The organism is Pseudomonas sp. S3_B11 (assembly GCF_054667715.1).
Map to the genome: position 1 here is coordinate 1268642 of NZ_CP162749.1, position 24712 is coordinate 1293353.

Sequence of the window (24712 nt, forward strand, 5' to 3'; positions counted from 1 at the left end):
AGTCCCCCCGCTGAAGATTATAAAAAGGAGACAACCCATGAACCGCCTGACTGCCTTTTTCATCGCGACCCTCATGGCCCTCGGCACGAGCCTGGCTCACGCACGAGACCTTGATGACGACGAAACCCGCAAACTGCAAGACGCTGGTACCATTCTGTCCTTCGAAAAACTCAATGCCGCTGCCCTGGCCGAACACCCTGGCGCCACCTTGACCGATACCGAGCTGGACGAAGAGTACGGCAAGTACATTTACCAGGTGGATCTGCGCGACACGAAGGGCATTGAGTGGGATCTGGAATTGGACGCCACCAACGGCAAGGTGCTCAAGAATCATCAGGATACGTAATGAAGCTTAATCTGCGCACCCATAGTCGATGGGCGCTGGCGCTGCTGGCGTTCTGTTCGCTGGCCGTGGCCCGGGACCTGGATCAGGACGAGGCCCTGCAACTGCGCCAGCAGGGTGTGATCTTGCCGCTGGAGCAACTGCTGCAACAGGCGCTGGACCTGCATCCCGGGGCCAAACTGCTGGAAGCCGAGTTGGAGGAAAAACACGGCGTCTATATTTATGAGGTCGAGCTGCTGGACACCGAGGGCGTCGTGCGCGAATTGGACCTGGAGGCCGCGACCGGCCGCTTACTCAAAGATAAGGAAGACTGATGCGCCTGCTTCTGGTGGAAGATCACGTGCCCCTGGCGGACGAACTGATGGCGGGGCTTGCACGTCAGGGCTACGCCGTCGACTGGCTCGCCGATGGTCGCGACGCGGTGTATCAGGGCAGCAGCGAACCCTACGACCTGATCATCCTCGATCTCGGCCTGCCGGGCGTGCCGGGGCTCGACGTGCTGGCCCAATGGCGTGCCGGCGGCCTGGCCACGCCGGTGCTGATCCTCACCGCACGCGGGTCCTGGGCCGAGCGCATCGAAGGGCTCAAGGCCGGGGCCGACGATTACCTGACCAAACCTTTTCATCCTGAAGAGCTGCAGTTGCGGATCCAGGCGTTGCTGCGCCGCTCCCACGGCCAGGTCAACCAGCCGACGCTGAAATCGGCCGGGTTGCACCTGGATGAGAGCCGCCAGTGCGTGGTCCGCGACGGCACCGACATCCAGCTCACGGCGGCCGAGTTCCGCCTGTTGCGCTATTTCATGCTGCATCCCGAGCAGATCCTTTCCAAAAGCCATCTCGCCGAACACCTGTATGACGGTGAGACCGAGCGCGATTCCAACGTGCTGGAAGTCCACGTCAATCACCTGCGGCGCAAGCTGGGACGCAGCGTGATTGAAACCCGTCGCGGCCAGGGTTACCTGTTCGGCGGGCAGGCGCAGTGAGATCCATCCAGCGGCGCCTGAGCCTGGGGCTGATCGGTGTGATGGTGGTGGTCGGCCTGGTCCTGGCACAGACCAGTCTATGGCTGTTCGAGCTGGGCTTGCAGCGTTACCTGGAAGCCGGGCTGCGCAACGACAGCGAAAACCTGCTGGTGGCCCTGGTGCGAGGCCCGCAGGGTTTGCAGCTGGATGAGCGACGCCTGTCGCCGGCCTATCTGCGGCCGTTTTCCGGGCACTATTTCCGCATCGATTTTGCCGATGTGCACTGGCGCTCCCGTTCCCTGTGGGACCAGGAATTGCCCCGGCTCGACCACCCGGGCCTGCACAGCAACCTGCAACTGGGGCCTGAGGGCCAGAAGCTCTTGGTGCTGCGCACCGACTATCGACGGCTGGGCCAGGCGATTTCCATCAGCGTGGCCCAGGACTACACACCGGTGCGTGACAGCTTCCGTCGAATGCAGCAGATCGGCCTCGGGCTGGGGTTGGCGGGGTTGCTGTTGATTCTGTTGCTGCAACGCATCACCGTGCGCCGCGCCTTGCGTCCGCTGGACCGGGCGCGGGAGCAGATTGCCCAGTTGCAGCGCGGGCAGCGTTCGCAACTCGACGAACAGGTGCCACGGGAGCTGGAACCGCTGGTGGCGCAAATCAATCATCTGCTGGCCCACACCGAGGACAGCCTCAAGCGTTCGCGCAACGCCCTGGGTAACCTCGGCCATGCCTTGAAGACCCCGCTGGCGGTGCTGCAAAGCCTGGCGTCGAACGAGAAGCTCGATCCGTATCCCGAGTTGCGCAAACTGTTGCTCGAGCAACTGGAGCAGGTCCGCCAGCGCCTGAACCGGGAACTCAACCGCGCCCGCTTGTCCGGCGATGCCTTGCCCGGCGCGCACCTGGACTGCGACGCCGAGTTGCCGGGGTTGCTGGCCACGTTGAACATGATCCACGGCGAACACCTGCACCTGAGCTACGTCGCCCCGCCAGGCCTGCACCTGCCGTGGGATCGTGAAGACCTGCTGGAACTGTTGGGCAACCTGCTGGACAACGCCTGCAAATGGGCCGATGCCGAAGTGCGCCTGACCATGACCGAGACAGCCGACGGGTTCAGCCTGGCCGTGGAAGACGACGGCCCGGGCATCCCCAAGGATCGCCGCGACCAGGTGTTCAGCCGCGGCACGCGGCTGGATGAACAGACCGATGGACACGGCCTGGGCCTGGGCATCGTGCGGGACATCGTCGACACCTGGGGCGGCCTGCTGGCGTTGGACGACAGCGAGTGGGGTGGGTTGAAGGTGGTGATCGAGTTGCCCAAGCGCTGACAGCTATTCATGGCACCGCCTGTATGTGGGGCGAACCTGTGGGAGCAAGCTTGCTCGCGATAGCATTTTTAAAGCCAGCACAGGTGTTGTAGGTGACAACGTCATCGCGAGCAAGCTTTGCTCCCACAAATCCCCCTCATACAGGGGGGCGAGACTTGAAAACCCGCCCCACGGCCCTTGCAGCTTGCCGCCGCTTGCTGCAAAGTCGCGACCTTTTTGTCCGGTGGCTTTCCATCGCTGTGCTTTGAGGTAATGATGATAAATGCAGTAATTGCCGCGGTTGGCGTCATGCTGGTGCTCAGCCTGGCCCGCGTGCATGTGGTGATCGCGCTGATTATCGGTGCGTTGGTGGGTGGCCTGACGGGTGGCCTGGGAGTCGAGGCAACGCTCAAGGCGTTCAACGCCGGCCTGGGTGGCGGTGCGACGGTGGCGTTGTCCTACGCCTTGCTCGGTGCCTTCGCCGTGGCGATTGCCAAGTCCGGCATGGCCCACGCCCTGGCGGACAAAGCCCTGGCCCTGGTGGATCGCCAGGATGCCGCGGGTGGCTCGGGCGTCAAATGGGTGCTGATCGGTCTGCTGGGAACGGTCGCGGTCGCCTCCCAGAACATTTTGCCGATCCACATCGCTTTCATCCCGCTGCTGGTGCCACCGCTGCTCTATGTGCTGACCAAGTTGCAGTTGGACCGCCGGTTGATCGCCTGCGTCATGACCTTCGGCCTGATCACGCCCTACATGTTCCTGCCGGTGGGCTTCGGCAATATCTTCCTCAACGAAATCCTCCTGGCCAACATCGCCCGCAGCGGTGTGGACGTCAGCGGCATCAACGTCACCCATGCCATGGGCATTCCGGCGTTGGGCATGGTGTTTGGCCTGCTGTTGTCGTTGTTCTCCTACCGCAAGAAGCGCGTCTACGACCTGAAGAAAATTGCCCGGGTCGAGCAGGTGAAGGTGAACTACAACCCAATGAGCCTGATGGTGGCCGGGTTTGCGGTGGCGGCGGCGTTCGCGGTGCAGTTGCTGGTGGACTCGATGATCATCGGTGCCCTGGTCGGGTTCCTGATTTTCTCACTGTCGGGGGTGGTGCGCTGGCGCGAGACTGACGATCTGTTCACCGAAGGCATGAAGATGATGGCGATGATCGGCTTCATCATGATCGCGGCCTCAGGCTTCGCCGAAGTGATGAAGGCTACCGGCGAAGTCCAGAGCCTGGTGGAGTCTTCGGCGGCCTGGATTGGCCACAACAAGGGCATTGGCGCGCTGATGATGTTGCTGGTGGGGCTGCTGGTGACCATGGGCATCGGCTCGTCGTTTTCCACGGTGCCGATCCTGGCGACGATTTTCGTGCCACTGTGCCTGCAACTGGGCTTCAGCCCGCTGGCGATCGTCTGCATCGTCGGCACTGCCGGCGCCCTGGGCGATGCCGGCTCGCCAGCGTCGGACTCGACCCTGGGTCCGACCTCGGGCCTGAACATCGACGGCCAGCACCATCACATCTGGGACACCGTGGTCCCGACCTTCATCCACTACAACCTGCCGCTGCTGGTGTTTGGTTGGGTGGCGGCGATGGTCTTGTAACCTCAATACCGAGTTACCTCAATCTCGAGCAAGCTCGCTCCCACAGTGGATCGGTGTGAACACAAGAGTTGTGGACACCACCAATCCTTGTGGGAGCGAGCTTGCTCGCGAAGGGGCCCTCAAGATCGACCCTTCTCTTAGACCCTGTTCACCTTGTCCTACAGTTTTGCCGCGCGGTGCCGTTAATACAGCTAACCACGCCAATAACACCAACAAGAGTGAACAGCATGCGCCTGAGCCTGAAGGCTAAAGTCCTGTCCCTTGCGATACTGCCGGTATTGCTGTCCGCCGTGATCATCAGCCTGACCACGGCTTTCATCTTGAAGGAGCAAGCTAGCAAAGAGGTCCAGCAAACCCGCGAGCGCCTGCTCAGCGAGGCCAAGGCCACGCTGCAGAACTACGTAGCGGTGGGCCTGACCGCCATCAAGCCGCTCTACGATGCCGCCGCGCCTGGCGATAATGAAGCGCGCGCCCAGGCGATCAAGCTGCTGTCGAACATCAGCTACGGCAAGGATGGCTATTTCTTCGGCTACGACTCCGAGACCATTCGTCTGTTCAAGGCCAACAGCCCCGATGGCGTGGGCAAGAGTTTCAAGGACAACCGCGACCCGAACGGAGTCTACGTCAACCGCGACCTGGTGAAAGTCGCCAAGGACGGGACTCACTACCTCGAATACAGCTCGCCGTTGCCCGGCAGCAAAGACCTGGTGCCCAAACTTGGCTACACCGAATACCTGTCCAAGTGGGACCTGGCAGTCGGTAGCTCGGTCAACCTGGACGGCATCGAAGCCCAGGTCGCGCTGGTGGAAACCAAGGTCCACGATCGCCTGCAAGGCGTGATATTGAGCATCGTCGGGATCGCCGCGGTGGTGTTGCTGGTGATTGCAGTGGTGGGCCTGGTGCTCGCCAACACGATCCTGCGGCCGCTGCACCTGATGAAGGACAACCTCGACGACATCGCCGCGGGCGAGGGCGACCTGACCCGTCGGCTGACCATCACCAGCCAGGACGAGCTCGGCCAACTGGCCGGTTCGTTCAACCGCTTCGTCGACAAGATCCACGGCCTGGTGCGGCAGATCACCGACATGACCTCGCAACTGACCGGGCTGGTGACGCAAGTTTCCGAGCAGGCCCAGCGCTCCGAGCAGGCCATGGAACGCCAGCGCCACGAAACCGATCAGGTCGCCACGGCGATCAACGAGATGTCCTCGGCTGCCCAGGAAGTCGCCCGCAGCGCTCAAGGCGCCGCCGTCGCGGCCCAGCAGACCGACGAGGAAGGACAGTCGGCCAAGCGCGTGGTGGCCGGCAGCATCCAGCAGATTCATGCGTTGGTGAACGATATCCGCAGCAGTGGCGTGTCCCTGGACAGCCTGCAGCAGGACGTGGCTTCGATTGTCAGCGTGCTTGGGGTGATTCGTTCGATTGCCGAGCAGACCAACCTGCTGGCTCTCAACGCCGCCATCGAGGCCGCGCGTGCCGGCGAGGCGGGGCGTGGGTTTGCGGTGGTGGCCGATGAAGTGCGGGCCCTGGCCAGCCGGACCCAGCAGAGCACCCAGGAAATCCAGGGCATGATCGATCGCTTGCAATCAGGCACTCATGCGGCGGTGGAAGCGATGCGCCGTTCCAGTGAGGCTGGCGAGGGCACTTCGGAACGGGCCAACGAGGCGGGCGCCTCCCTGGACACCATGGCGCAGTTGATCGGCACCATCAACTCGATGAACGCCCAGATCGCCAGCGCTGCCGAAGAACAGACCGCGGTGGCCGAGGAAATCAACCGCAGCGTGCATCAGATCGCCGTGGCCGTGGACAGCGTCGCCGACGAAACCCAACTCGGCGCCCAGACCTCCCGCAGCCTGGCCGACCTGGGCCAGCGCCTGGGCAAGCTGGTAGGACAGTTCCGGATCTGATCCCATCGCAGCAGGAGCTGCCGAAGGCTGCGATCTTTTGCTCTCGATCCAGATGTTTTCACCTGGGCAACCGGGTCTTATCGAGAAAGAAGGATCGCAGCCTTCGGCAGTTCCTGCCGTGCTTCACAGGTGCAAACCGCTACAAAACCCTGTGGGAGCGAGCTTGCTCGCGATAGCGTTGGATCAGCCAACATTCATTTGGCAGACGCACCGCCATCGCGAGCAAGCTCGCTCCCACAGGGGCTATGGCTCACGCACATCGCGCATCAACAACCCAAACCGCAGATCCACCGCATCGGGAATCGGCACGTACACCACGTGCCCATCCCCCGGTGCCACCTCGATGCCCTGGCCTTTGGCGTTCTGCAACTGATGCAGGTCGAAGTGGAAATTGCCCTTGGGGGTCATCAGTTCCATGTGATCGCCCAGGCCAAAGCGGTTCTTCACCCGCACTTCGGCCAGGCGTTCGCGCCGTTCGCCGGTCAGTTCGCCGACGAACTGCTGGCGCTCCGACACCGAACTGCCGTTCTGGTAGTTCTGGTATTCGTCGTGCACATGGCGCCTTAGAAAACCTTCGGTGTAGCCGCGCTGGGCCAGGGACTCCAGGTCGGTCATCAGGTTGCGATCAAATTCCCGGCCCGCCACCGCGTCATCGATGGCCTGGCGATACACCTGGGTGGTGCGCGCGCAATAGAAGTGCGACTTGGTCCGGCCTTCGATCTTCAGCGAATGCACGCCCGTGCGCGCCAGGCGCTCGACGTGCTGCACGGCTCGCAGGTCCTTGGCATTCATGATGTAGGTGCCGTGCTCGTCCTCGAAGGCCGGCATGGATTCTCCCGGGCGGTTGGCTTCCTGAAGCAAAAACACCTGGTCGGTGGGCGCGCCAAGGCCCAGGGTCGGCTCGGGTTGATAGGTCTGCACAATGTCGCCCACAGCGTTTTCCACCGCCGGTTGCGCCGAATATTTCCAGCGACAGGCATTGGTGCAACTACCCTGGTTGGCGTCGCGCTTGTTCAAATAGCCGGACAGCAGGCAGCGCCCGGAATAGGCCATGCACAGCGCGCCGTGGACGAACACTTCCAGCTCCATGGCCGGCACCTGCTCGCGGATCTCGGCGATTTCCTCCAGGGACAGTTCCCTGGAAAGGATGATCCGACTCAAGCCCTGCTGCTGCCAGAACTCGACGCTCGCCCAGTTCACCGTGTTGGCCTGCACCGACAGGTGAATCGGCATCTGCGGGAAATGCCGGCGCACCAGCATGATCAGCCCCGGGTCGGACATGATCAGCGCGTCCGGCGCCATGGCGATCACCGGTTCGAGGTCTTTGAGGAAGGTGCGCAACTTGGCGTTGTGCGGGGCAATGTTCACCACCACGTAGAAGCGCTTGCCCATGGCCTGGGCCTCGGCAATACCCAAGGCCAGGTTCGCATGGTCGAATTCGTTGTTGCGCACCCGCAGGCTGTAGCGCGGCTGACCGGCATACACCGCATCGGCACCGTAGGCGAAGGCATAGCGCATGTTTTTCAGGGTGCCGGCGGGGGCCAGTAGTTCGGGGGCGGCGAGGGTCATGATGGCGTCGGATCGCAAAAGGCGGCGAGGGTAGCCCATGCTCGGCCAGGCCATATTGATCTGGATCAAAGGCACAGGGCAAACGCGAAGGCACTCCGGCGCGTCCTGGCGGACTAATGTTTATCCCGCCTTTGGACATGGAAAGCTGATGAATCGAAAGATGCTGCAAAACAAAGCCCAGATGTTGCTCCTGGTGCTGGTCACCATCGCCTTCATCTGGATTCTGCTGCCGTTTTACGGCGCGGTGTTCTGGGCGGTGATCCTGGGCATCGTCTTTGCGCCGATGCAGCGCCGCCTGCAGTTGAAGTTCGGCTGGCACCGCAATGTCACTTCGTTGTTCACGTTGAGTATCTGTGTGGTCTGCGCGATCTTGCCGGTGATCATCATCAGTACGTTGTTGGTCCAGGAAGGCGCGGCGCTGTACAAGAGCCTGGAAAGTGGAGAACTGGACATTGCCGATTACCTGGCCCGCTTCAAGGATGCCTTGCCGCCGTACTTTCAGCACCTGCTGGACCGCTTCGGCCTGGGCAACCTGAACGGCTTGCGCGACAAGATCGTCAAGAGCGCGATGCAGGGCAGCGAGTTCTTCGCCACCCAGGCCTTCAGTTTCGGGCAGGGGACCTTTCAGTTCCTGGTCAGCTTCTTCGTGATGATCTACCTGCTGTTCTTCTTTCTGCGCGACGGCGCGGAGCTGGTGCGCAAGGTGCGCACGGCCGTTCCCTTGGCCGAACACCAGAAGCGCCGCCTGCAGTTGAAATTCAACCGGGTGGTGCGCGCCACGGTGAAAGGCAACCTGCTGGTCGCCATCAGCCAAGGTGCGCTGGGGGGGCTGATCTTCTGGATCCTGGGGATTCCGACGGTGTTGCCCTGGGCGGTGCTGATGGCGTTCCTGTCGCTATTGCCGGCGGTGGGGGCGGGCCTCGTCTGGGCGCCAGTGGCGGTGTATTTCCTGCTCTCGGGGGCGATCTGGCAGGGCGTGGTGCTGACGCTGTTCGGGGTGTTCGTGATCGGTCTGGTGGACAATTTCCTGCGCCCGATCCTGGTGGGCAAGGACACCAAGATGCCCGACTACATGGTGCTGGTCTCGACGCTGGGCGGGCTGGCGGTGTTCGGGCTCAATGGCTTCGTGATCGGGCCGCTGATCGCCGCGCTGTTCATGTCGAGTTGGGCCCTGTTCGTCGAAACCACGCCGCGGGTGCAATTGCCTTAGGCTTTGTATGAAAAGTCGCGCAGGCACTTTTCGTATAAAGCCTAGGCGCTCAGCAGGTACGGGCCGATACGTTGCGACAGGGCCTGGGCGGCGGGCAGTGAAGTCAGCGGGCCGCTGATGGTCACGCCGTCTTGCACCAGATACCAGCAGGCCAGCAACCCGAGCTCCCGGAGTGGGGCGGGGACTGCGCTGCCAATGACAGACATGATTTGAACCTTGGGCATGGGAAACCTCCATCAATCGATGGGGTTACCTTACGACTCAGTGGGGGTAACGAAAAATCAACCGGCTCAATAGTAGGAATCGATGCCGCTCAATCGACGACCAGATCGAGCATGTGCACCACTTCCTGCTCGTTGAGCAGGCCCTTGCGCACCAGGTTTTCCGCCAGCAGGGAAAGGAACTTGGCGCTGCGGTGGCCTTCCAGTTGCTTGAGTTCGGTCAGCACGTTGTACACCTTGCTGGAGGTGCACAGGCCGACGATACGATGAGGGTTTTGTGTGGGCATACCTTCGTCCTTGTTTTTATGAAGCTGTTGTTGGCGGACAGAGCCAGTTTGCGGCCCGGTCATGACGCTCATGTGACAGCTTGGGTTGTTGGAAAAAAGAAAGCAGGATCCGGACCATAATGCCTTTTTGGCGCCGGATTATTGTTCCGGCAGCGACCTCGGCCAGGCTTATACGGCCATTAGTCTATTTTTTACCCACAAAAAAGCCCCTGGATCTTTCGATTCAGGGGCTTTTGTTTGTTGCTGTCTGGCTCCACGACCTGGACTCGAACCAGGGACCCAGTGATTAACAGTCACTTGCTCTACCAACTGAGCTATCGCGGAATGGCGCGTATGTTACTGATTGGAAAAGAGAAGTCAAGCGTCCATTGCCGGACGGCGCATTCCCGGTGCCCTTTGACGGTCAATCAACGATTGGCAGTTACCGCCAGGGCAGGAGAGGACTACCATGGTCGCCCGGAAGTGGCAGGATGCACTGCCGGCCATTCGCCGACATTAAGGTACTCGCCATGAACCACCTGTTACGCCTTCTCAGTGCCCGACGCGCCGAGGTGCTCTTGTGAGTACCGCCCAGATCAGCCTGCCCAAGGGCGTGGGGCCTCATGCCGAGAAACTGTACGATGCCATCACCCAGGCCAGCACTGCCGAAGAGTTGAACCGCGCCGGTGGCAAGGCCGAGGGCTTTGTCCTGGGGCTGGAAAGCACCAAGGCGATCAAGAGCCAGGTGGCCGAGTCGTTGTATGTCGTTTATGACGATGCGGCGAGCCAGCGGGCGACGGAGCTGTAGCTTCAGCGAGTGTGTCGTGCCCGGTGCTCTTGTGACGAGGGAGTCCCCGCCACGTCTTCGACGCTGCGCTGTCGCGCAGGGAACTAGAGCGACGTCCACGAGATATCTGTTTTTGATCGTTCCCACGCTCTGCGTGGGAATGCATTCCGTGACGCTCTGCGTCACACTCCAGAAGCGGAACGCGGAGCGTCCCTGGCGACATTCCCACGCAGGAGCGTGGGAACGATCGATATGTATTTTCAGCCTTAAAATCACATGGTTGCAATTTGTTCCATGAGAGCTTGCTCCCACGCCACAGAAGCAGGCCACAGAAGCATCAGGCCAAAAAAAGGGAAGCCCAATGGCTTCCCGTTTTTCATCCAGCGCCGAGGGCGTCAGATCACCTGGACGATGGCCTTGGTCACCGCTTCGATGTTGTTCTGGTTCAGCGCGGCCACGCAGATGCGGCCGGTGTCCAGGGCATAGATGCCGAACTCGTTGCGCAGGCGCGTCACTTGTTCAACGGTCAGGCCAGAGTAGGAGAACATCCCGCTCTGGCGAGCGACGAAGCTGAAGTCGTGGTGCGGTGCGGCCTTGGCCAGCATGTCTACCATCTGGACGCGCATGCCGCGAATGCGCAGGCGCATTTCGGCGAGTTCGGCTTCCCACTGGGCCCGCAGTTCCGGGCTGTTGAGCACGGCGGCGACGATGCTGGCGCCGTGGGTCGGTGGGTTGGAGTAGTTGGTGCGGATCACGCGTTTGACCTGGGACAGCACGCGGGCACTTTCTTCTTTCGATTCGCTGACGATCGACAGGGCGCCGACGCGCTCGCCGTACAGGGAGAACGACTTGGAGAACGAGCTGGAGGCAAAGAAGGTCAGGCCCGACTCGGCGAACAGGCGCACGGCCGCCGCGTCTTCGTCGATACCGGCGCCGAAGCCCTGGTAGGCCATGTCCAGGAACGGCACGTGGTTCTTGGCCTTGACCACGGCCAGCACGTTTTTCCAGTCTTCCGGGCTCAGGTCCACGCCGGTCGGGTTGTGGCAGCAGGCGTGCAGCACAACGATCGAGCGGTCGGGCAGGGCGTTGAGGTCTTCCAGCAGGCCGCTGCGGTTCACGTCGTGGGTGGCGGCGTCGTAGTAGCGATAGTTCTGCACCGGGAAGCCGGCGGTTTCGAACAGGGCGCGGTGGTTTTCCCAGCTTGGGTCGCTGATGGCGACGACAGCGTCAGGCAGCAGTTGCTTGAGGAAGTCTGCACCGATCTTCAGTGCACCGGTGCCGCCCACGGCCTGGGTGGTGATGACGCGACCGGAGGCGATCAGCGGCGAATCCTTGCCGAACAGCAAGGTCTGCACGGCCTGGTCGTAGGCGGCAATGCCGTCGATCGGCAGGTAACCACGGGAAACGTGCTGAGCCACGCGAGCCGTCTCGGCCTCGACAACCGCGCGCAGGAGTGGAATACGCCCCTCTTCATTGCAGTAAACACCTACACCCAGGTTGACCTTGTTGGTACGGGTGTCGGCGTTGAAAGCTTCGTTGAGGCCCAGGATGGGGTCGCGGGGTGCCAATTCGACAGCGGAAAACAGGCTCATTATTGCGCGGCTCTAATGGAGAGTGAGGGGAGGTGTGGCGCTCCAGCCGAATGCACTAGAGCGGTGCACAAACGGGGAGCTAGTATAGAGGCCATCACCCGGCACGGCGACAGGCGATTCGGTTTTTACGCTAAGTTTTTACGATTTTTTTCGACCGTTAGTCCTCTCGCCGCGTCAAAGTCTTCAAGGCGTGTAGGACGTTCGTCTTGAAAGCGAAGGCTTTCACCTCCACATTGTGTGCATTCCAGTTTTTTCCTCGGGCGACATCAGTCGTTTCGGTCTTTCTCGTTCCTGTCGGCTGGCCGACAGGGGTGAATCCAGAGGTTATGTCATGTCTGAATTCCAGCTAGTCACCCGCTTCCAGCCCGCCGGCGATCAGCCGGAAGCCATCCGCCTGATGGTCGAGGGCATCGAGGCCGGGCTGGCGCACCAGACGCTGCTCGGTGTGACCGGCTCGGGCAAGACCTTCAGCATCGCCAACGTGATCGCCCAGATTCAGCGCCCGACCCTGGTACTGGCGCCGAACAAGACCCTGGCGGCGCAGCTGTACGGTGAGTTCAAGGCGTTTTTCCCCAATAACGCCGTGGAGTACTTCGTTTCCTACTACGACTACTACCAGCCCGAGGCCTACGTGCCGTCGTCGGACACCTTCATCGAGAAAGATGCCTCGATCAACGACCACATCGAACAGATGCGACTGTCGGCGACCAAGGCCTTGCTCGAGCGCAAGGACGCGATCATCGTCACCACCGTGTCGTGTATCTACGGCCTGGGCAGCCCGGAAACCTACCTGAAGATGGTGCTGCACGTGGATCGCGGCGACAAACTCGACCAGCGCGCCTTGCTGCGGCGCCTGGCGGACTTGCAGTACACCCGCAACGACATGGATTTCGCCCGGGCGACGTTCCGGGTGCGTGGCGATGTGATCGACATCTACCCGGCGGAGTCGGACCTGGAAGCGATCCGCATCGAGCTGTTCGACGATGAAGTGGAGAGCCTCTCGGCGTTCGACCCGCTGACCGGTGAAGTGATCCGCAAGTTGCCACGCTTCACCTTCTACCCCAAGAGCCACTATGTGACGCCCCGGGAAACCCTGCTGGACGCCATCGAAGGGATCAAGGTCGAGTTGCAGGAGCGCCTGGAATACCTGCGTTCGAACAACAAGCTGGTGGAAGCCCAGCGTCTGGAGCAACGGACCCGGTTCGACCTGGAGATGATCCTGGAGCTGGGCTACTGCAACGGCATCGAAAACTACTCGCGCTACCTGTCGGGCCGTCCGGCGGGCGCGCCGCCGCCGACTTTGTATGACTATTTGCCGGCCGATGCCTTGCTGGTCATCGACGAGTCCCATGTCAGCGTGCCCCAGGTCGGCGCCATGTACAAAGGCGACCGTTCGCGCAAGGAAACCCTGGTGGAATACGGTTTCCGCCTGCCCTCGGCGCTGGATAACCGGCCGATGCGCTTCGACGAATGGGAAAGCGTGAGCCCGCAGACGATTTTTGTCTCGGCCACGCCTGGCAACTACGAGGCCGAACATGCCGGTCGCGTGGTCGAGCAAGTGGTGCGGCCGACCGGACTGGTGGACCCGCAAGTCGAGGTTCGCCCAGCGTTGACCCAGGTCGATGACCTGCTCTCGGAAATCTCCAAGCGCGTGGCGGTGGAAGAGCGGGTGCTGGTCACCACGCTGACCAAGCGCATGGCCGAAGACCTCACCGACTACCTGGCCGACCATGGCGTGCGGGTGCGCTACCTGCACTCGGACATCGACACGGTGGAGCGGGTCGAGATCATCCGCGACCTGCGCCTGGGCACCTTCGACGTGCTGGTGGGCATCAACCTGCTGCGTGAAGGCCTGGACATGCCGGAAGTGTCGCTGGTGGCGATTCTCGACGCCGACAAGGAAGGTTTCCTGCGTTCCGAGCGCTCGTTGATCCAGACCATCGGTCGTGCGGCACGTAACCTCAATGGCCGGGCGATTCTGTATGCCGACCGCATCACCGGCTCCATGGAACGGGCTATCGGTGAGACCGAGCGCCGTCGCGACAAGCAGATCGCCTTCAACCTGGCCAATGGCATTACCCCCAAGGGCGTGTTCAAGGACGTCGCCGACATCATGGAAGGCGCCACCGTGCCCGGCTCGCGCAGCAAGAAGCGCAAGGGCATGGCCAAGGCGGCGGAAGAGAGCGCCCGTTACGAGGCCGAACTGCGCTCGCCGAGCGAAATCACCAAGCGCATCCGGCAGTTGGAAGAGAAAATGTACCAGCTGGCCCGGGACCTGGAGTTCGAGGCAGCGGCGCAGTTGCGTGATGAGATTGGCAAGTTGCGTGAGCGGTTGCTGACTGTCTGAGGTTTTTTGGCGGTTTTAAGGGCCTCATCGCGAGCAAGCTCGCTCCCACATTTGGACCGAGTCGCGGTCTCTGTGGGAGCGAGCTTGCTCGCGATGGGCGCGACTCGGTCTGACGACTGGCCACACAAATCCCGCTCTCACTGGAGCCCGCCCGCCATCGCCTGTTACCATTCGCCCCCTGTTTGATCTTCGCTTTTATATTCTTTCCGAGACATGCCATGACCACCGTCCGCACCCGCATCGCGCCTTCGCCCACTGGCGATCCCCATGTCGGCACCGCCTACATCGCTTTGTTCAACTATTGCTTTGCCAAGCAGCATGGCGGCGAGTTCATCCTGCGGATCGAGGACACCGACCAGTTGCGTTCGACCCGCGAGTCCGAACAGCAGATCTTCGACGCCCTGCGCTGGTTGGGAATCGACTGGAGCGAAGGTCCGGACGTCGGTGGCCCGCACGGTCCGTATCGCCAGAGCGAGCGCGGTGACATCTACCAGCAGTATTGCCAGCAACTGGTGGACATGGGGCATGCGTTCCCGTGTTTCTGCACCGCTGAAGAGCTGGACCAGATGCGCGCCGAGCAAATGGCCCGTGGCGAAACCCCGCGCTACGACGGCCGGGCGCTGCTGCTGTCCAAGGAAGAAGTCGCCCGTCGCCTGGCGGCCGGCGAGCCCCATGTGATCCGCATGAAGGTGCCGACCGAAGGCGTCTGCGTGGTGCCGGACATGCTGCGTGGCGACGTCGAGATCCCGTGGGATCGCATGGACATGCAAGTGCTGATGAAGACCGACGGCCTGCCGACGTACTTCCTGGCGAACGTGGTCGACGATCACCTGATGGGCATCACCCACGTCCTGCGTGGTGAAGAATGGCTGCCATCGGCGCCGAAACTGATCCTGCTCTACGAATACTTCGGCTGGGAGCAACCACAGCTGTGCTACATGCCGCTGCTGCGTAACCCGGACAAGAGCAAGCTGTCCAAGCGCAAGAACCCGACCTCGGTGACGTTCTACGAGCGCATGGGCTTCATGCCCGAGGCGATGCTCAACTACCTGGGGCGCATGGGCTGGTCGATGCCGGACGAGCGCGAGAAGTTCTCGCTGCAGGAAATGGTCGAGCATTTCGACCTGTCGCGCGTGTCCCTGGGCGGGCCGATCTTCGACGTCGAGAAGCTGTCGTGGCTCAACGGCCAGTGGTTGCGGGACCTGCCGGTGGAAGAGTTCGCCGCACGTGTGCAGAAGTGGGCATTGAACCCTGAGTACATGATGAAGATCGCTCCCCATGTGCAGGGCAGGGTAGAGACCTTCAGCCAGATCGCCCCGCTGGCCGGCTTCTTCTTCGCCGGTGGCGTGACGCCGGATGCGAAGTTGTTCGAATCCAAGAAGCTTTCGGGCGACCAGGTGCGCCAGTTGATGCAACTGATCCTGTGGAAGCTCGAAAGCCTGCGTCAGTGGGAGAAGGACAGCATCACCGCGACCATCCAGGCCGTGGTCGAGTCGCTGGAGTTGAAACTGCGCGATGCCATGCCGCTGATGTTCGCCGCCATTACCGGCCAGGCCAGCTCGGTGTCGGTGCTCGACGCGATGGAAATCCTCGGGCCGGACCTGACCCGTTTCCGCCTGCGCCAGGCCATCGATCTGCTCGGTGGTGTGTCGAAGAAGGAAAACAAGGAGTGGGAAAAACTGCTGGGCGCGATCGCGTAAGCGTTCAATGAGGCAGGACATACCCCGGTTTTCCGGGGTTTGTCGGTAAGTGATTGTTATCCCGGCAAAAAATTTTCAAATTTGTTGAAAATAAATTTGACAGCCCTCCGATACGCCCTTAAGATTCGCCCCGTCCTCAGCGATGAGGGGCTATAGCTCAGCTGGGAGAGCGCTTGCATGGCATGCAAGAGGTCGACGGTTCGATCCCGTCTAGCTCCACCAATTTACACTTCAAGGCCTGGCCACACCGGTCTTGAAGCGATCAACACTCAGCGTTGATCAGTTGTATAGAAGGGTTTGCGTCCCCTTCGTCTAGTGGCCTAGGACACCGCCCTTTCACGGCGGTAACAGGGGTTCGAGTCCCCTAGGGGACGCCAGTTTTACAGAAGCGATGTTGCAAGATGTCACTCCGCCGCGAGGCGAAAAATCTGGGGCTATAGCTCAGCTGGGAGAGCGCTTGCATGGCATGCAAGAGGTCGACGGTTCGATCCCGTCTAGCTCCACCAATTACAGGTTCAAGGTCTGGCCACACCGCCCTTGAATCGATCAGTTCTCAGCACTGATCAAGTCAGAAGGTTTGTGTCCCCTTCGTCTAGTGGCCTAGGACACCGCCCTTTCACGGCGGTAACAGGGGTTCGAGTCCCCTAGGGGACGCCACGATTACCCGCTCTGCGGGATTTTATAAGGGTCATTCAATTCTTGAATGGCCCTTTTGTTTGTCTGGCGTTCGGCCAATTCCCTTATCCTTGAAAATAGACTTCTGACCAGCGGTCAAATTTCCGCTTGCGGAAAATTATTATAGGAATAATATTTCAATCGTAATATTCGGAGGCGACGATGAGCGATAAAAAGGCACAAACCCGTGAACGCATTCTCAAGGCCGCCAGCGATGCGCTGATCCAGCGTGGGCCGGCTGAGCCGAGCGTGGGCGAGGTGATGGGCGCGGCCGGGCTGACGGTGGGCGGTTTTTATGCCCATTTCGAAAGCAAGGACGCCTTGATGCTGGAGGCATTCAAGCAATTGCTCAATCGGCGCCGCGGCCTGATCGCCGACATGGACGGCGAGCTGACAGGCGAAGAGCGGCGCGCTCTGGTGGCGGCGTTCTATCTGTCACGCAAGCACCGTGACTCCACCGAACACGCCTGCCCGATCCCAGCATCGGTCGGCGAGCTCGGCCGGCTGCCGGATGCGTTTCGTGAAGTGCTCAATGAGCACATCGAGTTGATGGTCGCGCAATTGGCGGCCAGCCCGGAGGACGCCGACAAGGCCCTGGCCGACATCGCCTTGATGGTAGGCGGTCTGGCCCTGGCACGGGCCTTGGGCCCTGGAGAGTTATCGGATCGTTTGCTGCGCGCCGCCAAGTCGGCGGTGCGATGAGCTGAGGCGCGAGCCCTGGAGATGAGCGATGAACAGGCTGAGCTGGATTCGTAGCGTCAATGGCACGCTTGGTTGGGTGGCTCCGCGCTTGGTGGCCAAGCAGATGCGCTCGCTGTTCATGCGCCCGCGCAACTTGCCGCCGCGGGATTGGGAACTGCCGCTGCTGGCCTCGTCCGAGCGTATCACCTTGCGCTTCGGTCTTTCGGCCTTGCGCTGGGGCAAAGGCCCGGCAGTCTTGCTGATGCATGGCTGGGAAGGGCGGCCGACTCAGTTCGCGGCGCTGATCACGGCCCTGGTTGACGCCGGTTACACGGTGGTGGCGCTGGACGGTCCGGCCCATGGTCGTTCACCGGGTCGCGAGGCGAATGTCCTGTTGTTTGCCAGGGCCATGCTCGAAGCCGCCGCTGAGCTGCCGCCGTTGCAGGCTGTGATCGGGCATTCCATGGGCGGCGCCAGTGCCCTGTTGGCTGTCCAGTTGGGGTTGCGTACCGAGACGCTGGTCAGCATCGCCGCACCCGCCCGCATCCTTGGGGTATTGCGCGGTTTCTCCCGGATGATGGGCTTGCCGCCCAAGGCGCGTTCGGCGTTCATTCGCCAGGTGGAAAGCGATGTGGGCATGTCCGCTTCGAAGATGGATGTAGCGCATTACCAGCTGGACGTGCCGGGGTTGATTGTCCATGCCGAGGACGACACATCGGTTTCGGTGAGGGAGTCGCAGTTGATCCATGAAGCCTGGTTCGACAGTCGTTTGCTGCGACTGCCACAGGGCGGGCACCAGCGGGTGCTGGCCGATCCTCGTGTCATTGATGGGGTGTTATCACTGCTGGCCGGGCGCAGTCTGCAAGCGCGGCAATCGGCTTGAAGCGAGTTTGCTCGCGATAGCGGTCCAGCTCGGATCCGGTACACTGCCCCGATCCAAATTCGACCAGGAGAGGGGCATGGGCTGGGATCGCGCAACACCGTTCATTATTGATCTTCAGGTAAATGCCGAAGACATCGACGGGCTGGGCCACGCCAACAACGCGGTGTACGTCAGCTGGCTCGAGCGCTGTGCCTGGCGCCATTCCCAGCGCCTGGGCCTGGATCTGGTGGAGTACCGGCGCCTGGACCGGGCCATGGCAGTGGTGCGACATGAAATCGATTACCTGGCAGCCGCCTATGAAGGCGACGAACTGCAATTGGCGACCTGGATCGTCGACTGGGACCAGCGGTTGAAGATGACCCGGCATTTCCAGCTGATTCGGCCCAGCGACAACACCACGCTGCTGCGGGCCCAGACCACCTTCGTCTGCATCGAATTGTCCACCGGCAGGCCCAAGCGCATGCCGCCGGAATTCATCGAAGGTTATGGTCCTGCGTTGAAACCATCCGGGGTCCTCACCGACTGATCCATCGTCATCGCGAGCAAGCTCGCTCCCACAGGGTTTGGTGGTGGACTCCGATGTTGTGGGCAAAATCCGGTAAACTGCCGCACGTTTTTTCGTTCGAGTGTGTGTTTCCATGCAAATTGCCCTGGCGCCCATGGAGGGGTTGGTCGACAACATCCTGCGGGATGTCCTGACCCGTGTTGGCGGGATCGACTGGTGTGTCACCGAGTTCATCCGTGTCAACGACCGCCTGCTCACGCCGGCCTATTTCCACAAGCTCGCCCCTGAGTTGCTGACCGGTGCCCAGACGGCTGCCGGTGTGCCGCTGCGGGTGCAGTTGCTCGGGTCCGATCCGGTGTGCCTGGCGGAAAACGCGGCGCTGGCGTGCGAGTTGGGTTCGGAGGTTATCGACTTGAACTTCGGTTGCCCGGCCAAGACCGTGAACAAATCCCGGGGCGGGGCGGTGTTGCTCAAGGAGCCGGAACTGCTCAACGAAATCGTCGAGCACGTGCGCCGTGCGGTGCCAAAACACATCCCGGTCACCGCCAAGATGCGCCTGGGTTTCGATAGCCCGGACGGTGCGCTGGTGTGTGCCACGGCACTGGCCGAAGGCGGCGCGGCGCACATCGTGGTGCATGCGCGGACCAAGGTCGATGGCTACAAGCCTCCGGCCCACTGGGAGTGGATTCCCCGGGTGCAGGAAGTGGTCAAGGTGCCGGTGTTCGCCAATGGCGATATCTGGAGCGTCGAGGATTGGCGCCGTTGCCGCGAAATCAGCGGTGTCGAAGACATCATGCTCGGTCGTGGTCTCGTTTCCCGTCCTGACCTGGCCCGGCAGATCGCCGCCGCCCGGGCCGGTGAGGACGTGGTCGAGATGTCCTGGGCCGAGCTGCAGCCGATGCTCCAGGACTTCTGGGTGCAAGTGGTCGGGCAGTTGACACCGCGCCAGGCCCCGGGCCGGTTGAAGCAGTGGCTGGCGATGCTGACCCGCAATTACCCAGAAGCGGTGGCGCTGTTTACCGCTTTGCGCCGGGAAACCGACCTGGACGCGGTTGGCCATCTGCTGGGGGTGCAGCGCACCGAGGCGGCCTGAAAAAAATTCAGAAAAAGCTCTTGAAAAGTTTTTGGCAGTCCCTAGATAGGGGTTACGCGATGCCGAATTCGGGTCGCGGAGACAAAAAAACTTGCTGAATTTTTCAGGAGATTTGAATCATGAGTACTGCATTTTCGCTGGCCCCGCTGTTCCGTTCCTCGGTAGGTTTCGACCGTTTCAACGATTTGTTCGAAACCGCCCTGCGCAACGAGCCGGGCAGCAGCTATCCACCCTACAACGTGGAAAAACATGGTGATGACGAGTACCGCATCGTAGTCGCCGCCGCCGGGTTCCAGGAAGAAGACCTGGACCTGCAAGTGGAAAAAGGTGTGCTGACCATCAGTGGCGGCAAGCGTGAAGCCAGTAACGACAGCGTCACCTACCTGCACCAGGGCATCGCCCAGCGTGCGTTCAAGCTGTCCTTCCGGTTGGCCGATCATATCGAGATCAAGTCCGCCGGCCTGAGCAACGGTCTGTTGAGCATCGACCTGCTGCGGGTGATCCCGGAAGAGGCCAAGGCCAAGCGCATCCCGATCAACGGAGCGCAGCAGCAACCCGCGCTGCAAAACTGATGCAGCGTAAATGAAGAAGGGCGCCAAATGGCGCCCTTTTTCATTGTGGAGATCAGTGGAAGATTAATTGTGGCAAGGGGGTTGTGGGAGCAAGGTTTGCCCGCGATAAAAGCGATGCGGTCCTTCAGAAACCGGGTCGCCTGCAGTCGCGAGCAAGCTTTGCTCCCACATAAAACCTCCTCGCCACAAAGGCCCCGTGTTCCAAGTTATGGCAACAACCGCTCAAACGCCTCCAGCGGCAACGGCCGGCTATGCAAATAACCCTGGTACAAATGACAACCAAGCCCCTGCAGGAAGTGCAATTGCTCCAGGGTCTCCACGCCTTCGGCAATCATGATCAGGTTGAGGCTACGAGCCATGGCGACGATGGCGCGGATGATTTCGGCGTCGTTGGGGTCGCTGGTGGCGTCGCGCACGAACGACTGGTCGATTTTCAGTGTGTCCACCGGCAGGCGCTTGAGGTAGGTCAGCGACGAATAGCCAGTGCCGAAATCATCCATGGCAAAGCTCACCCCCAGTTTCTTGAGCCGGCGCATCTTGGCGATGGTGTCCTCCAGGTTCTGGATCACGATGCCTTCGGTGATCTCCAGTTTCAGCAGGGAGAAGGGCAGGCCGTGAGTGACGAGGCTATTTTCGATGCGTTCGACGAAGTCGCTCTGGCGAAATTGCCGTGGGCTGATGTTCACGCACAGGCTGAATTGTTGGGGATCAATCTTGCCCTTGGCGATCAGTTGCTTGAAGCCGTCGCAGGCTTCATCGAGGATCCAGGTCCCGACTTCCAGGATCAGGCCGCTGTCCTCCAGCACTTTGATGAATTCGTTGGGCGACTGGGCGCCCAGCTCCGGGTGATGCCAGCGCACCAGGGCTTCGGCGCCGATGATGCGGTTGTCCCGGGCATCGACCTGAGGCTGGAAATGCACGCTGAACTCGCCACGGGCCAGGGCAAGGCGCAGGTCGGTCTCCATGCGCAGCCGTTCGCTGGCGGCTTTTTGCATGGTGGTGTGAAACATCTGCGAGGTATTGCGCCCCGAGTCCTTGGCGCGGTACAGCGCAATGTCGGCGCGCTTGAGCAAATCAGTGGGCGTGGAACCGTGGTCGGGAATCAGCGCCATACCGATGCTCGGCGTGACCTGCAGTCGCTGGCCATCGAGAAACATCGGTTCCGAAAGCAGTTCGCGCAGGGTGTCGGCCAGGGTCCGCACTTGCTTGCTGACTTCGTTGCGCGAGCCTTCCAGGCCGCTGAGCAGCACCACGAATTCATCGCCACCCAGCCGTGCGACGGTGTCTTCCAGGCGCACGCTGGCTTCCAGGCGCGCGGTGATGATCTTCAGCACGGTGTCGCCCACCGGGTGACCGAGGGAGTCGTTGATGTGCTTGAAGTGGTCCAGGTCGAGAAACAGCAGGGCGCCGCGCAGGTTGTGGCGTTTGAGCAGGGCGATCTGCTGGCTCAGCCGGTCCATCAGCAAGGCCCGGTTGGGCAGGTTGGTCAATGGGTCGTGGTAGGCCAGGTGACGGATCTGGGCTTCGGCATTGCGCAACAGGCTCACGTCCCGGGCGGTCAGCAGCAGGCATGCGGTTTCATTGAGGGTGATAGGCTCGACTGACACCTCCACCGTAAGGATTTCCCCCCGTTTATTGCGCCCGAGCATCTCCTGGTGGACTACGCGGCCCTTGAGATGCAGCTCGGCCAGCAAGGCGGCCCGCTGTTTTTCTTCGGCCCAGATCCCCACTTCGTAGACGGTGTGCCCGATCACTTCGTCGGCGCGGTAGCCGGTCAACCGGCAGAAGCCGTCGTTGACCTCGAGGTAACGACCGCTTTCGAGTTCCGTGATGGTGATGGCGTCGGGGCTGGAATGAAACGCCTTGGCGAATTTCTCTTCACTGGCCTTGAGGGCGGCTTCGGAGCGTTGTTGCTGGGTGATGTCGCGCAAGGTCGTGACGATGCAGGGCTGGTTGCCGACGTTGATCTGCCGGCTGGAAATCACGCAGGTCAATGGCTGGCCGTTCTTATGGTGAACGACGATGGCGACATTGCTCAGCGATTGTTCGCGGATCACCCGTTCGATGCGTTGCAGGCTACTGCCCGAGGCATCCCAGAGGCCGATTTCGTCGGCGTCGAGACCAATCACGTCGCTGGCGGTCCAGCCGAAGGTCTGGGTGAAACTGGAGTTGATCTCGAGGAACCGGCCACTGTCCTGGTGGGTGACGCAGATGGGGTCGGGGCTGACCTGGAACAGCGTGGCGAATTTCTCCTCCGAGGCGGCCAGGCTCTGCTCGCGCTCCACCTGGTCGGTGATGTCGAGCAAGGTGCCGGCCATGCGCAAGGGGCTGCCGTCGTCGTTGCGGTAGAGGCGGGCGCGGCTTTCCAGGTAGCGCGAGCTGCCGTCCGGCAGTTGCACGCGGTAGGTCAACTGATAGTTGCCCGCCGGGCCTTCGCGCAGGCTGCGATAGGCATTGCGCATGTTGTTGCGTTCTTCCGTGGGGACGCCTTCGAAAAACGCATCGAACGATTCGTGGAACGGCTTGGGCTCCAGGCCATGGAGTTGCGCGGCCCGGGCCGAGCCGTAGAGCATGCCGCTGGGAATGTGCCAGTCCCAGGTGCCCAGTTGCGCGGAGTCGAGGGCCAGGTCCAGGCGTTCCTGGCTGTCCTTGAGGGCCTGTTCGGCGAGTTTGTGCTCGGTGGTGTCGAGGAAGGTGCTCAACAGGTAGGGCTGGCCCTCCAGTTCGACTTTCTGCGCGCTGAGCAGGCCGGTGTGGATCTGGCCGTTGCTGGCCCGCAGCTCCACCTCCATGCTAGCCAGTTCGCCCCTGGCCTTGATGGCCTCCAGCAGTTTTACCCGTTGCCCGGGGTCGACCCACAAGCCCAGTTCCAGGGTGGTGCGGCCAATCACATCGTGCAGCGGCCAGCCGAACAGGCTTTCGAAATACTGGTTGGCCTCGCTGATCATCCCGTCTTCCTGGCGGGTCAACAGCACCATGTTCGGGCTCAGGTGAAACAGCGTGGCAAAGCGTTTTTCCGAGCTGCGCAGCGCCTGTTCCCGCTCGCGCTGATGGGTGATTTCACGGATCACCCCGATCATGCGCGGGCGACCGTGCTTGTCGGGCAGCACGCTGCCGCTGATCTCCAGCCAGTGCAGGCTGCCATCGGGCCAGACGATGCGGTGGTGCATGGCCTGTTCCAGCGGCGCCCCGGCCACTGCCGCATGAAAGGCACGCAGGGCCTTGGCTCGGTCTTCGGGTAGCAACAGGTCCAGGTAATCCACATCCGCTGGCAATGGCTGGCGCGGATCGAAGCCGAACAGGGCCTGGGTGCCTCGGGACCAACTGATCTTCCCAGTCTCGATGTCCCACGACCAGGCCCCCAGCCGCGCACCGTTCAGGGCGGCCAGCAACTGCGGCGCGCTGTCCCAGCTCTGCTCGGACCGTTTCGGGTCGAGCGCCTGGATGCGTGGCATGGGCGGGAGGTGGTCAGCGGGTTTGGGCATTATCTCGCGAGCCTTGAGCGGGGTTGGGCGTTAAGCACAGGCTTCAGGCCCTACAGGCGCGGCACAACCTATGCCCTTGTCCCTGGCAAATCGATTTGTGCGTCCAGTAAGGCCATGAAAGCCCGTGCGGCGTTCGACAGCGTCCGTTCGGTGTGCAAGATATAGCCTAGCTGGCGACTGAGTTGTATGCCCGGCAAAGGAATGCGCGCCACCTGTTCGTCGAGCATGGTGCGCGGCAAGACGCTCCAGGCCAGGCCGATGGAGACCATCATTTTTATGGTTTCCAGGTAATTCGTGCTCATGGCGATGTTCGGCATCAGGCCCTGGGCTTCGAACAGCCGTCGCACGATGTGATGGGTAAACGTGTTGCCCCCCGGGAAAACCGCCGGATGCAAGGCAATGTCCGCCAGGCTGACCGCACCGTTTTCCAGCAATGCGTGTTCCGGGGCGACCACGAAATCCAGGGGGTCGTCCCACACCGGCGTGGCCCGTACCAGCGTGTGGGGTTCGGGGGCGAGGGTGATGACGGCCAGTTCCGCCCGGCCATGGAGGATTTCTTCGTAGGCCACTTCCGAATCCAGGAACTGGATATCCAGCGCCACCTGGGGGTAGCGTCGGGTGAATTCCCGCAATAACGGTGGCAGGCGGTGCAGGCCGATGTGGTGGCTGGTGGCGAGCGTCAGACGCCCGGTCACTTCGCCGCTCAGGTTGGTCAGGGCGCGGCGGGTGTCGTCCAGCACGTTGAGGATCTGATAGGCCCGTGGCAACAGGGCCCGGCCGGCCTCGGTCAGGCCCACTTCACGGCCAAGGCGGTCGAACAGGCGTACCTTGAGTTGTTGCTCGAGGCCGGCAATGCGCTTGCTGATAGCCGGCTGGGTCAGGTGCAGGCGTTCGCCGGCGCCGGAGAAACTGCCCGTCTCGGCGATGGCTATAAAGGCATTGAGGTTGGCGAGGTCCATGGCGGTTCCGGTCGAATTCCAGTTGGTTATGCAAAGTATGAAAAATATGA

Annotated in this window: 21 protein-coding genes and 5 tRNA genes; 19 read left to right on the plus strand and 7 right to left on the minus strand. The window is 61.7% G+C overall.

The genetic code is table 11. The features are described 5' to 3' along the window. Positions 1-37: 37 nt before the first annotated feature. The 6 genes from AB4O22_RS05925 to AB4O22_RS05950 all read left to right on the plus strand — a co-directional run bounded on the left by AB4O22_RS05925 (position 38) and on the right by AB4O22_RS05950 (position 6117). Positions 38-346 (plus strand): PepSY domain-containing protein, encoded by a 309-nt coding sequence (locus AB4O22_RS05925; RefSeq protein WP_460095993.1) that lies wholly within the window; start codon positions 38-40, stop codon positions 344-346. Beyond that, complete coding sequence (locus AB4O22_RS05930) at positions 346-657, plus strand: PepSY domain-containing protein (RefSeq protein WP_460095994.1); 312 nt, start codon at positions 346-348, stop codon at positions 655-657. Before AB4O22_RS05925 ends, AB4O22_RS05930 begins: the two co-directional genes overlap by 1 nt. Beyond that, complete coding sequence (locus tag AB4O22_RS05935) at positions 657-1325, plus strand: response regulator transcription factor (RefSeq protein ID WP_003203909.1); 669 nt, start codon at positions 657-659, stop codon at positions 1323-1325. The genes AB4O22_RS05930 and AB4O22_RS05935 overlap by 1 nt, the downstream gene beginning before the upstream one ends. Beyond that, positions 1322-2635: a sensor histidine kinase gene (locus AB4O22_RS05940; RefSeq protein ID WP_003203907.1), complete on the plus strand. Its 1314-nt coding sequence runs from the start codon at positions 1322-1324 to the stop codon at positions 2633-2635. Before AB4O22_RS05935 ends, AB4O22_RS05940 begins: the two co-directional genes overlap by 4 nt. A 258-nt stretch (positions 2636-2893) precedes the next feature. Further along, positions 2894-4210 carry a Na+/H+ antiporter family protein gene (locus tag AB4O22_RS05945; RefSeq protein ID WP_460097792.1) on the plus strand — a complete coding sequence of 439 codons (1317 nt, stop codon included), beginning with the start codon at positions 2894-2896 and terminating at the stop codon, positions 4208-4210. Between the two features lie 227 nt (positions 4211-4437). Further along, positions 4438-6117 carry a methyl-accepting chemotaxis protein gene (locus AB4O22_RS05950; RefSeq protein WP_003203904.1) on the plus strand — a complete coding sequence of 560 codons (1680 nt, stop codon included), beginning with the start codon at positions 4438-4440 and terminating at the stop codon, positions 6115-6117. 243 nt (positions 6118-6360) lie between these two features. Here the strand turns inward: AB4O22_RS05950 and trhP are convergent, their stop codons facing one another. Next, entirely contained in the window at positions 6361-7686 is a 1326-nt protein-coding gene (gene trhP, locus AB4O22_RS05955) for a prephenate-dependent tRNA uridine(34) hydroxylase TrhP (protein WP_223471340.1), read from the minus strand. A gap of 148 nt (positions 7687-7834) precedes the next feature. Here trhP and AB4O22_RS05960 point away from each other — a divergent pair, with 148 nt between their 5' ends. Then, positions 7835-8896: an AI-2E family transporter gene (locus AB4O22_RS05960; RefSeq protein ID WP_003203899.1), complete on the plus strand. Its 1062-nt coding sequence runs from the start codon at positions 7835-7837 to the stop codon at positions 8894-8896. A gap of 41 nt (positions 8897-8937) precedes the next feature. Here AB4O22_RS05960 and AB4O22_RS05965 read toward each other — a convergent pair whose 3' ends face one another. The 3 genes from AB4O22_RS05965 to AB4O22_RS05975 all read right to left on the minus strand — a co-directional run bounded on the left by AB4O22_RS05965 (position 8938) and on the right by AB4O22_RS05975 (position 9728). Continuing rightward, the gene (locus AB4O22_RS05965) at positions 8938-9120 is read right to left on the minus strand and encodes a hypothetical protein (protein WP_003203898.1); all 183 of its coding nucleotides are present in this window, start codon (positions 9118-9120) and stop codon (positions 8938-8940) included. 89 nt (positions 9121-9209) lie between these two features. Beyond that, positions 9210-9404 (minus strand): hypothetical protein, encoded by a 195-nt coding sequence (locus tag AB4O22_RS05970; RefSeq protein ID WP_003203896.1) that lies wholly within the window; start codon positions 9402-9404, stop codon positions 9210-9212. Between the two features lie 248 nt (positions 9405-9652). Further along, a tRNA-Asn gene (locus AB4O22_RS05975) sits at positions 9653-9728 on the minus strand. 235 nt (positions 9729-9963) lie between these two features. On the opposite strand from AB4O22_RS05975, the gene AB4O22_RS05980 reads away from it, so the two are divergent. Further along, positions 9964-10191 carry a hypothetical protein gene (locus AB4O22_RS05980; protein ID WP_063320300.1) on the plus strand — a complete coding sequence of 76 codons (228 nt, stop codon included), beginning with the start codon at positions 9964-9966 and terminating at the stop codon, positions 10189-10191. A gap of 374 nt (positions 10192-10565) precedes the next feature. Here AB4O22_RS05980 and AB4O22_RS05985 read toward each other — a convergent pair whose 3' ends face one another. Beyond that, on the minus strand, positions 10566-11762 hold the full coding sequence (locus AB4O22_RS05985) for an amino acid aminotransferase (protein ID WP_028236694.1): 1197 nt from the start codon (positions 11760-11762) through the stop codon (positions 10566-10568). 331 nt (positions 11763-12093) lie between these two features. On the opposite strand from AB4O22_RS05985, the gene uvrB reads away from it, so the two are divergent. The 11 genes from uvrB to AB4O22_RS06040 all read left to right on the plus strand — a co-directional run bounded on the left by uvrB (position 12094) and on the right by AB4O22_RS06040 (position 20218). Further along, positions 12094-14109 (plus strand): excinuclease ABC subunit UvrB, encoded by a 2016-nt coding sequence (gene uvrB, locus AB4O22_RS05990; RefSeq protein ID WP_003203884.1) that lies wholly within the window; start codon positions 12094-12096, stop codon positions 14107-14109. A gap of 218 nt (positions 14110-14327) precedes the next feature. After that, entirely contained in the window at positions 14328-15809 is a 1482-nt protein-coding gene (gene gltX, locus AB4O22_RS05995; RefSeq protein ID WP_014337445.1) for a glutamate--tRNA ligase, read from the plus strand. 146 nt (positions 15810-15955) lie between these two features. Next, positions 15956-16031: transfer RNA gene (locus AB4O22_RS06000), tRNA-Ala, on the plus strand. Positions 16032-16110: 79 nt separating this feature from the next. Beyond that, positions 16111-16186 (plus strand) — tRNA-Glu (locus tag AB4O22_RS06005). Between the two features lie 53 nt (positions 16187-16239). Next, positions 16240-16315: transfer RNA gene (locus AB4O22_RS06010), tRNA-Ala, on the plus strand. Between the two features lie 75 nt (positions 16316-16390). Next, positions 16391-16466, plus strand: a tRNA-Glu gene (locus AB4O22_RS06015). Positions 16467-16646: 180 nt separating this feature from the next. Continuing rightward, entirely contained in the window at positions 16647-17186 is a 540-nt protein-coding gene (locus AB4O22_RS06020) for a TetR/AcrR family transcriptional regulator (RefSeq protein ID WP_003203880.1), read from the plus strand. A 28-nt stretch (positions 17187-17214) separates the two neighbouring features. Then, entirely contained in the window at positions 17215-18048 is an 834-nt protein-coding gene (locus tag AB4O22_RS06025) for an alpha/beta fold hydrolase (protein WP_223471342.1), read from the plus strand. A 76-nt stretch (positions 18049-18124) separates the two neighbouring features. Continuing rightward, entirely contained in the window at positions 18125-18574 is a 450-nt protein-coding gene (locus AB4O22_RS06030; RefSeq protein ID WP_003203876.1) for an acyl-CoA thioesterase, read from the plus strand. Between the two features lie 112 nt (positions 18575-18686). Then, positions 18687-19646, plus strand: a complete 960-nt coding sequence (locus tag AB4O22_RS06035) for a tRNA dihydrouridine synthase (RefSeq protein WP_460095995.1) — start codon at positions 18687-18689, stop codon at positions 19644-19646. Positions 19647-19765: 119 nt separating this feature from the next. Beyond that, the gene (locus tag AB4O22_RS06040) at positions 19766-20218 is read left to right on the plus strand and encodes an Hsp20 family protein (RefSeq protein WP_003203872.1); all 453 of its coding nucleotides are present in this window, start codon (positions 19766-19768) and stop codon (positions 20216-20218) included. Positions 20219-20424: 206 nt separating this feature from the next. Here AB4O22_RS06040 and AB4O22_RS06045 read toward each other — a convergent pair whose 3' ends face one another. Continuing rightward, the gene (locus tag AB4O22_RS06045; RefSeq protein WP_223471344.1) at positions 20425-23703 is read right to left on the minus strand and encodes a PAS domain S-box protein; all 3279 of its coding nucleotides are present in this window, start codon (positions 23701-23703) and stop codon (positions 20425-20427) included. A 68-nt stretch (positions 23704-23771) separates the two neighbouring features. Next, on the minus strand, positions 23772-24662 hold the full coding sequence (locus AB4O22_RS06050; protein ID WP_223471346.1) for a LysR family transcriptional regulator: 891 nt from the start codon (positions 24660-24662) through the stop codon (positions 23772-23774). Positions 24663-24712: the final 50 nt, after the last annotated feature.

Coding starts and splice junctions, on each gene's coding strand:
- uvrB (WP_003203884.1), top strand. CDS start 12,094: ATGTCTGAATTCCAGCTAGTCACCCGCTTCCAGCCCGCCGGCGATCAG.
- AB4O22_RS06050 (WP_223471346.1), bottom strand. CDS start 24,662: ATGGACCTCGCCAACCTCAATGCCTTTATAGCCATCGCCGAGACGGGC.
- AB4O22_RS06020 (WP_003203880.1), top strand. CDS start 16,647: ATGAGCGATAAAAAGGCACAAACCCGTGAACGCATTCTCAAGGCCGCC.
- AB4O22_RS06040 (WP_003203872.1), top strand. CDS start 19,766: ATGAGTACTGCATTTTCGCTGGCCCCGCTGTTCCGTTCCTCGGTAGGT.
- AB4O22_RS06025 (WP_223471342.1), top strand. CDS start 17,215: ATGAACAGGCTGAGCTGGATTCGTAGCGTCAATGGCACGCTTGGTTGG.
- AB4O22_RS05950 (WP_003203904.1), top strand. CDS start 4,438: ATGCGCCTGAGCCTGAAGGCTAAAGTCCTGTCCCTTGCGATACTGCCG.
- AB4O22_RS06035 (WP_460095995.1), top strand. CDS start 18,687: ATGCAAATTGCCCTGGCGCCCATGGAGGGGTTGGTCGACAACATCCTG.
- AB4O22_RS05985 (WP_028236694.1), bottom strand. CDS start 11,762: ATGAGCCTGTTTTCCGCTGTCGAATTGGCACCCCGCGACCCCATCCTG.
- gltX (WP_014337445.1), top strand. CDS start 14,328: ATGACCACCGTCCGCACCCGCATCGCGCCTTCGCCCACTGGCGATCCC.
- AB4O22_RS06030 (WP_003203876.1), top strand. CDS start 18,125: ATGGGCTGGGATCGCGCAACACCGTTCATTATTGATCTTCAGGTAAAT.
- trhP (WP_223471340.1), bottom strand. CDS start 7,686: ATGACCCTCGCCGCCCCCGAACTACTGGCCCCCGCCGGCACCCTGAAA.
- AB4O22_RS05970 (WP_003203896.1), bottom strand. CDS start 9,404: ATGCCCACACAAAACCCTCATCGTATCGTCGGCCTGTGCACCTCCAGC.
- AB4O22_RS05960 (WP_003203899.1), top strand. CDS start 7,835: ATGAATCGAAAGATGCTGCAAAACAAAGCCCAGATGTTGCTCCTGGTG.
- AB4O22_RS05965 (WP_003203898.1), bottom strand. CDS start 9,120: ATGCCCAAGGTTCAAATCATGTCTGTCATTGGCAGCGCAGTCCCCGCC.
- AB4O22_RS05935 (WP_003203909.1), top strand. CDS start 657: ATGCGCCTGCTTCTGGTGGAAGATCACGTGCCCCTGGCGGACGAACTG.
- AB4O22_RS05930 (WP_460095994.1), top strand. CDS start 346: ATGAAGCTTAATCTGCGCACCCATAGTCGATGGGCGCTGGCGCTGCTG.
- AB4O22_RS06045 (WP_223471344.1), bottom strand. CDS start 23,703: ATGCCCAAACCCGCTGACCACCTCCCGCCCATGCCACGCATCCAGGCG.
- AB4O22_RS05925 (WP_460095993.1), top strand. CDS start 38: ATGAACCGCCTGACTGCCTTTTTCATCGCGACCCTCATGGCCCTCGGC.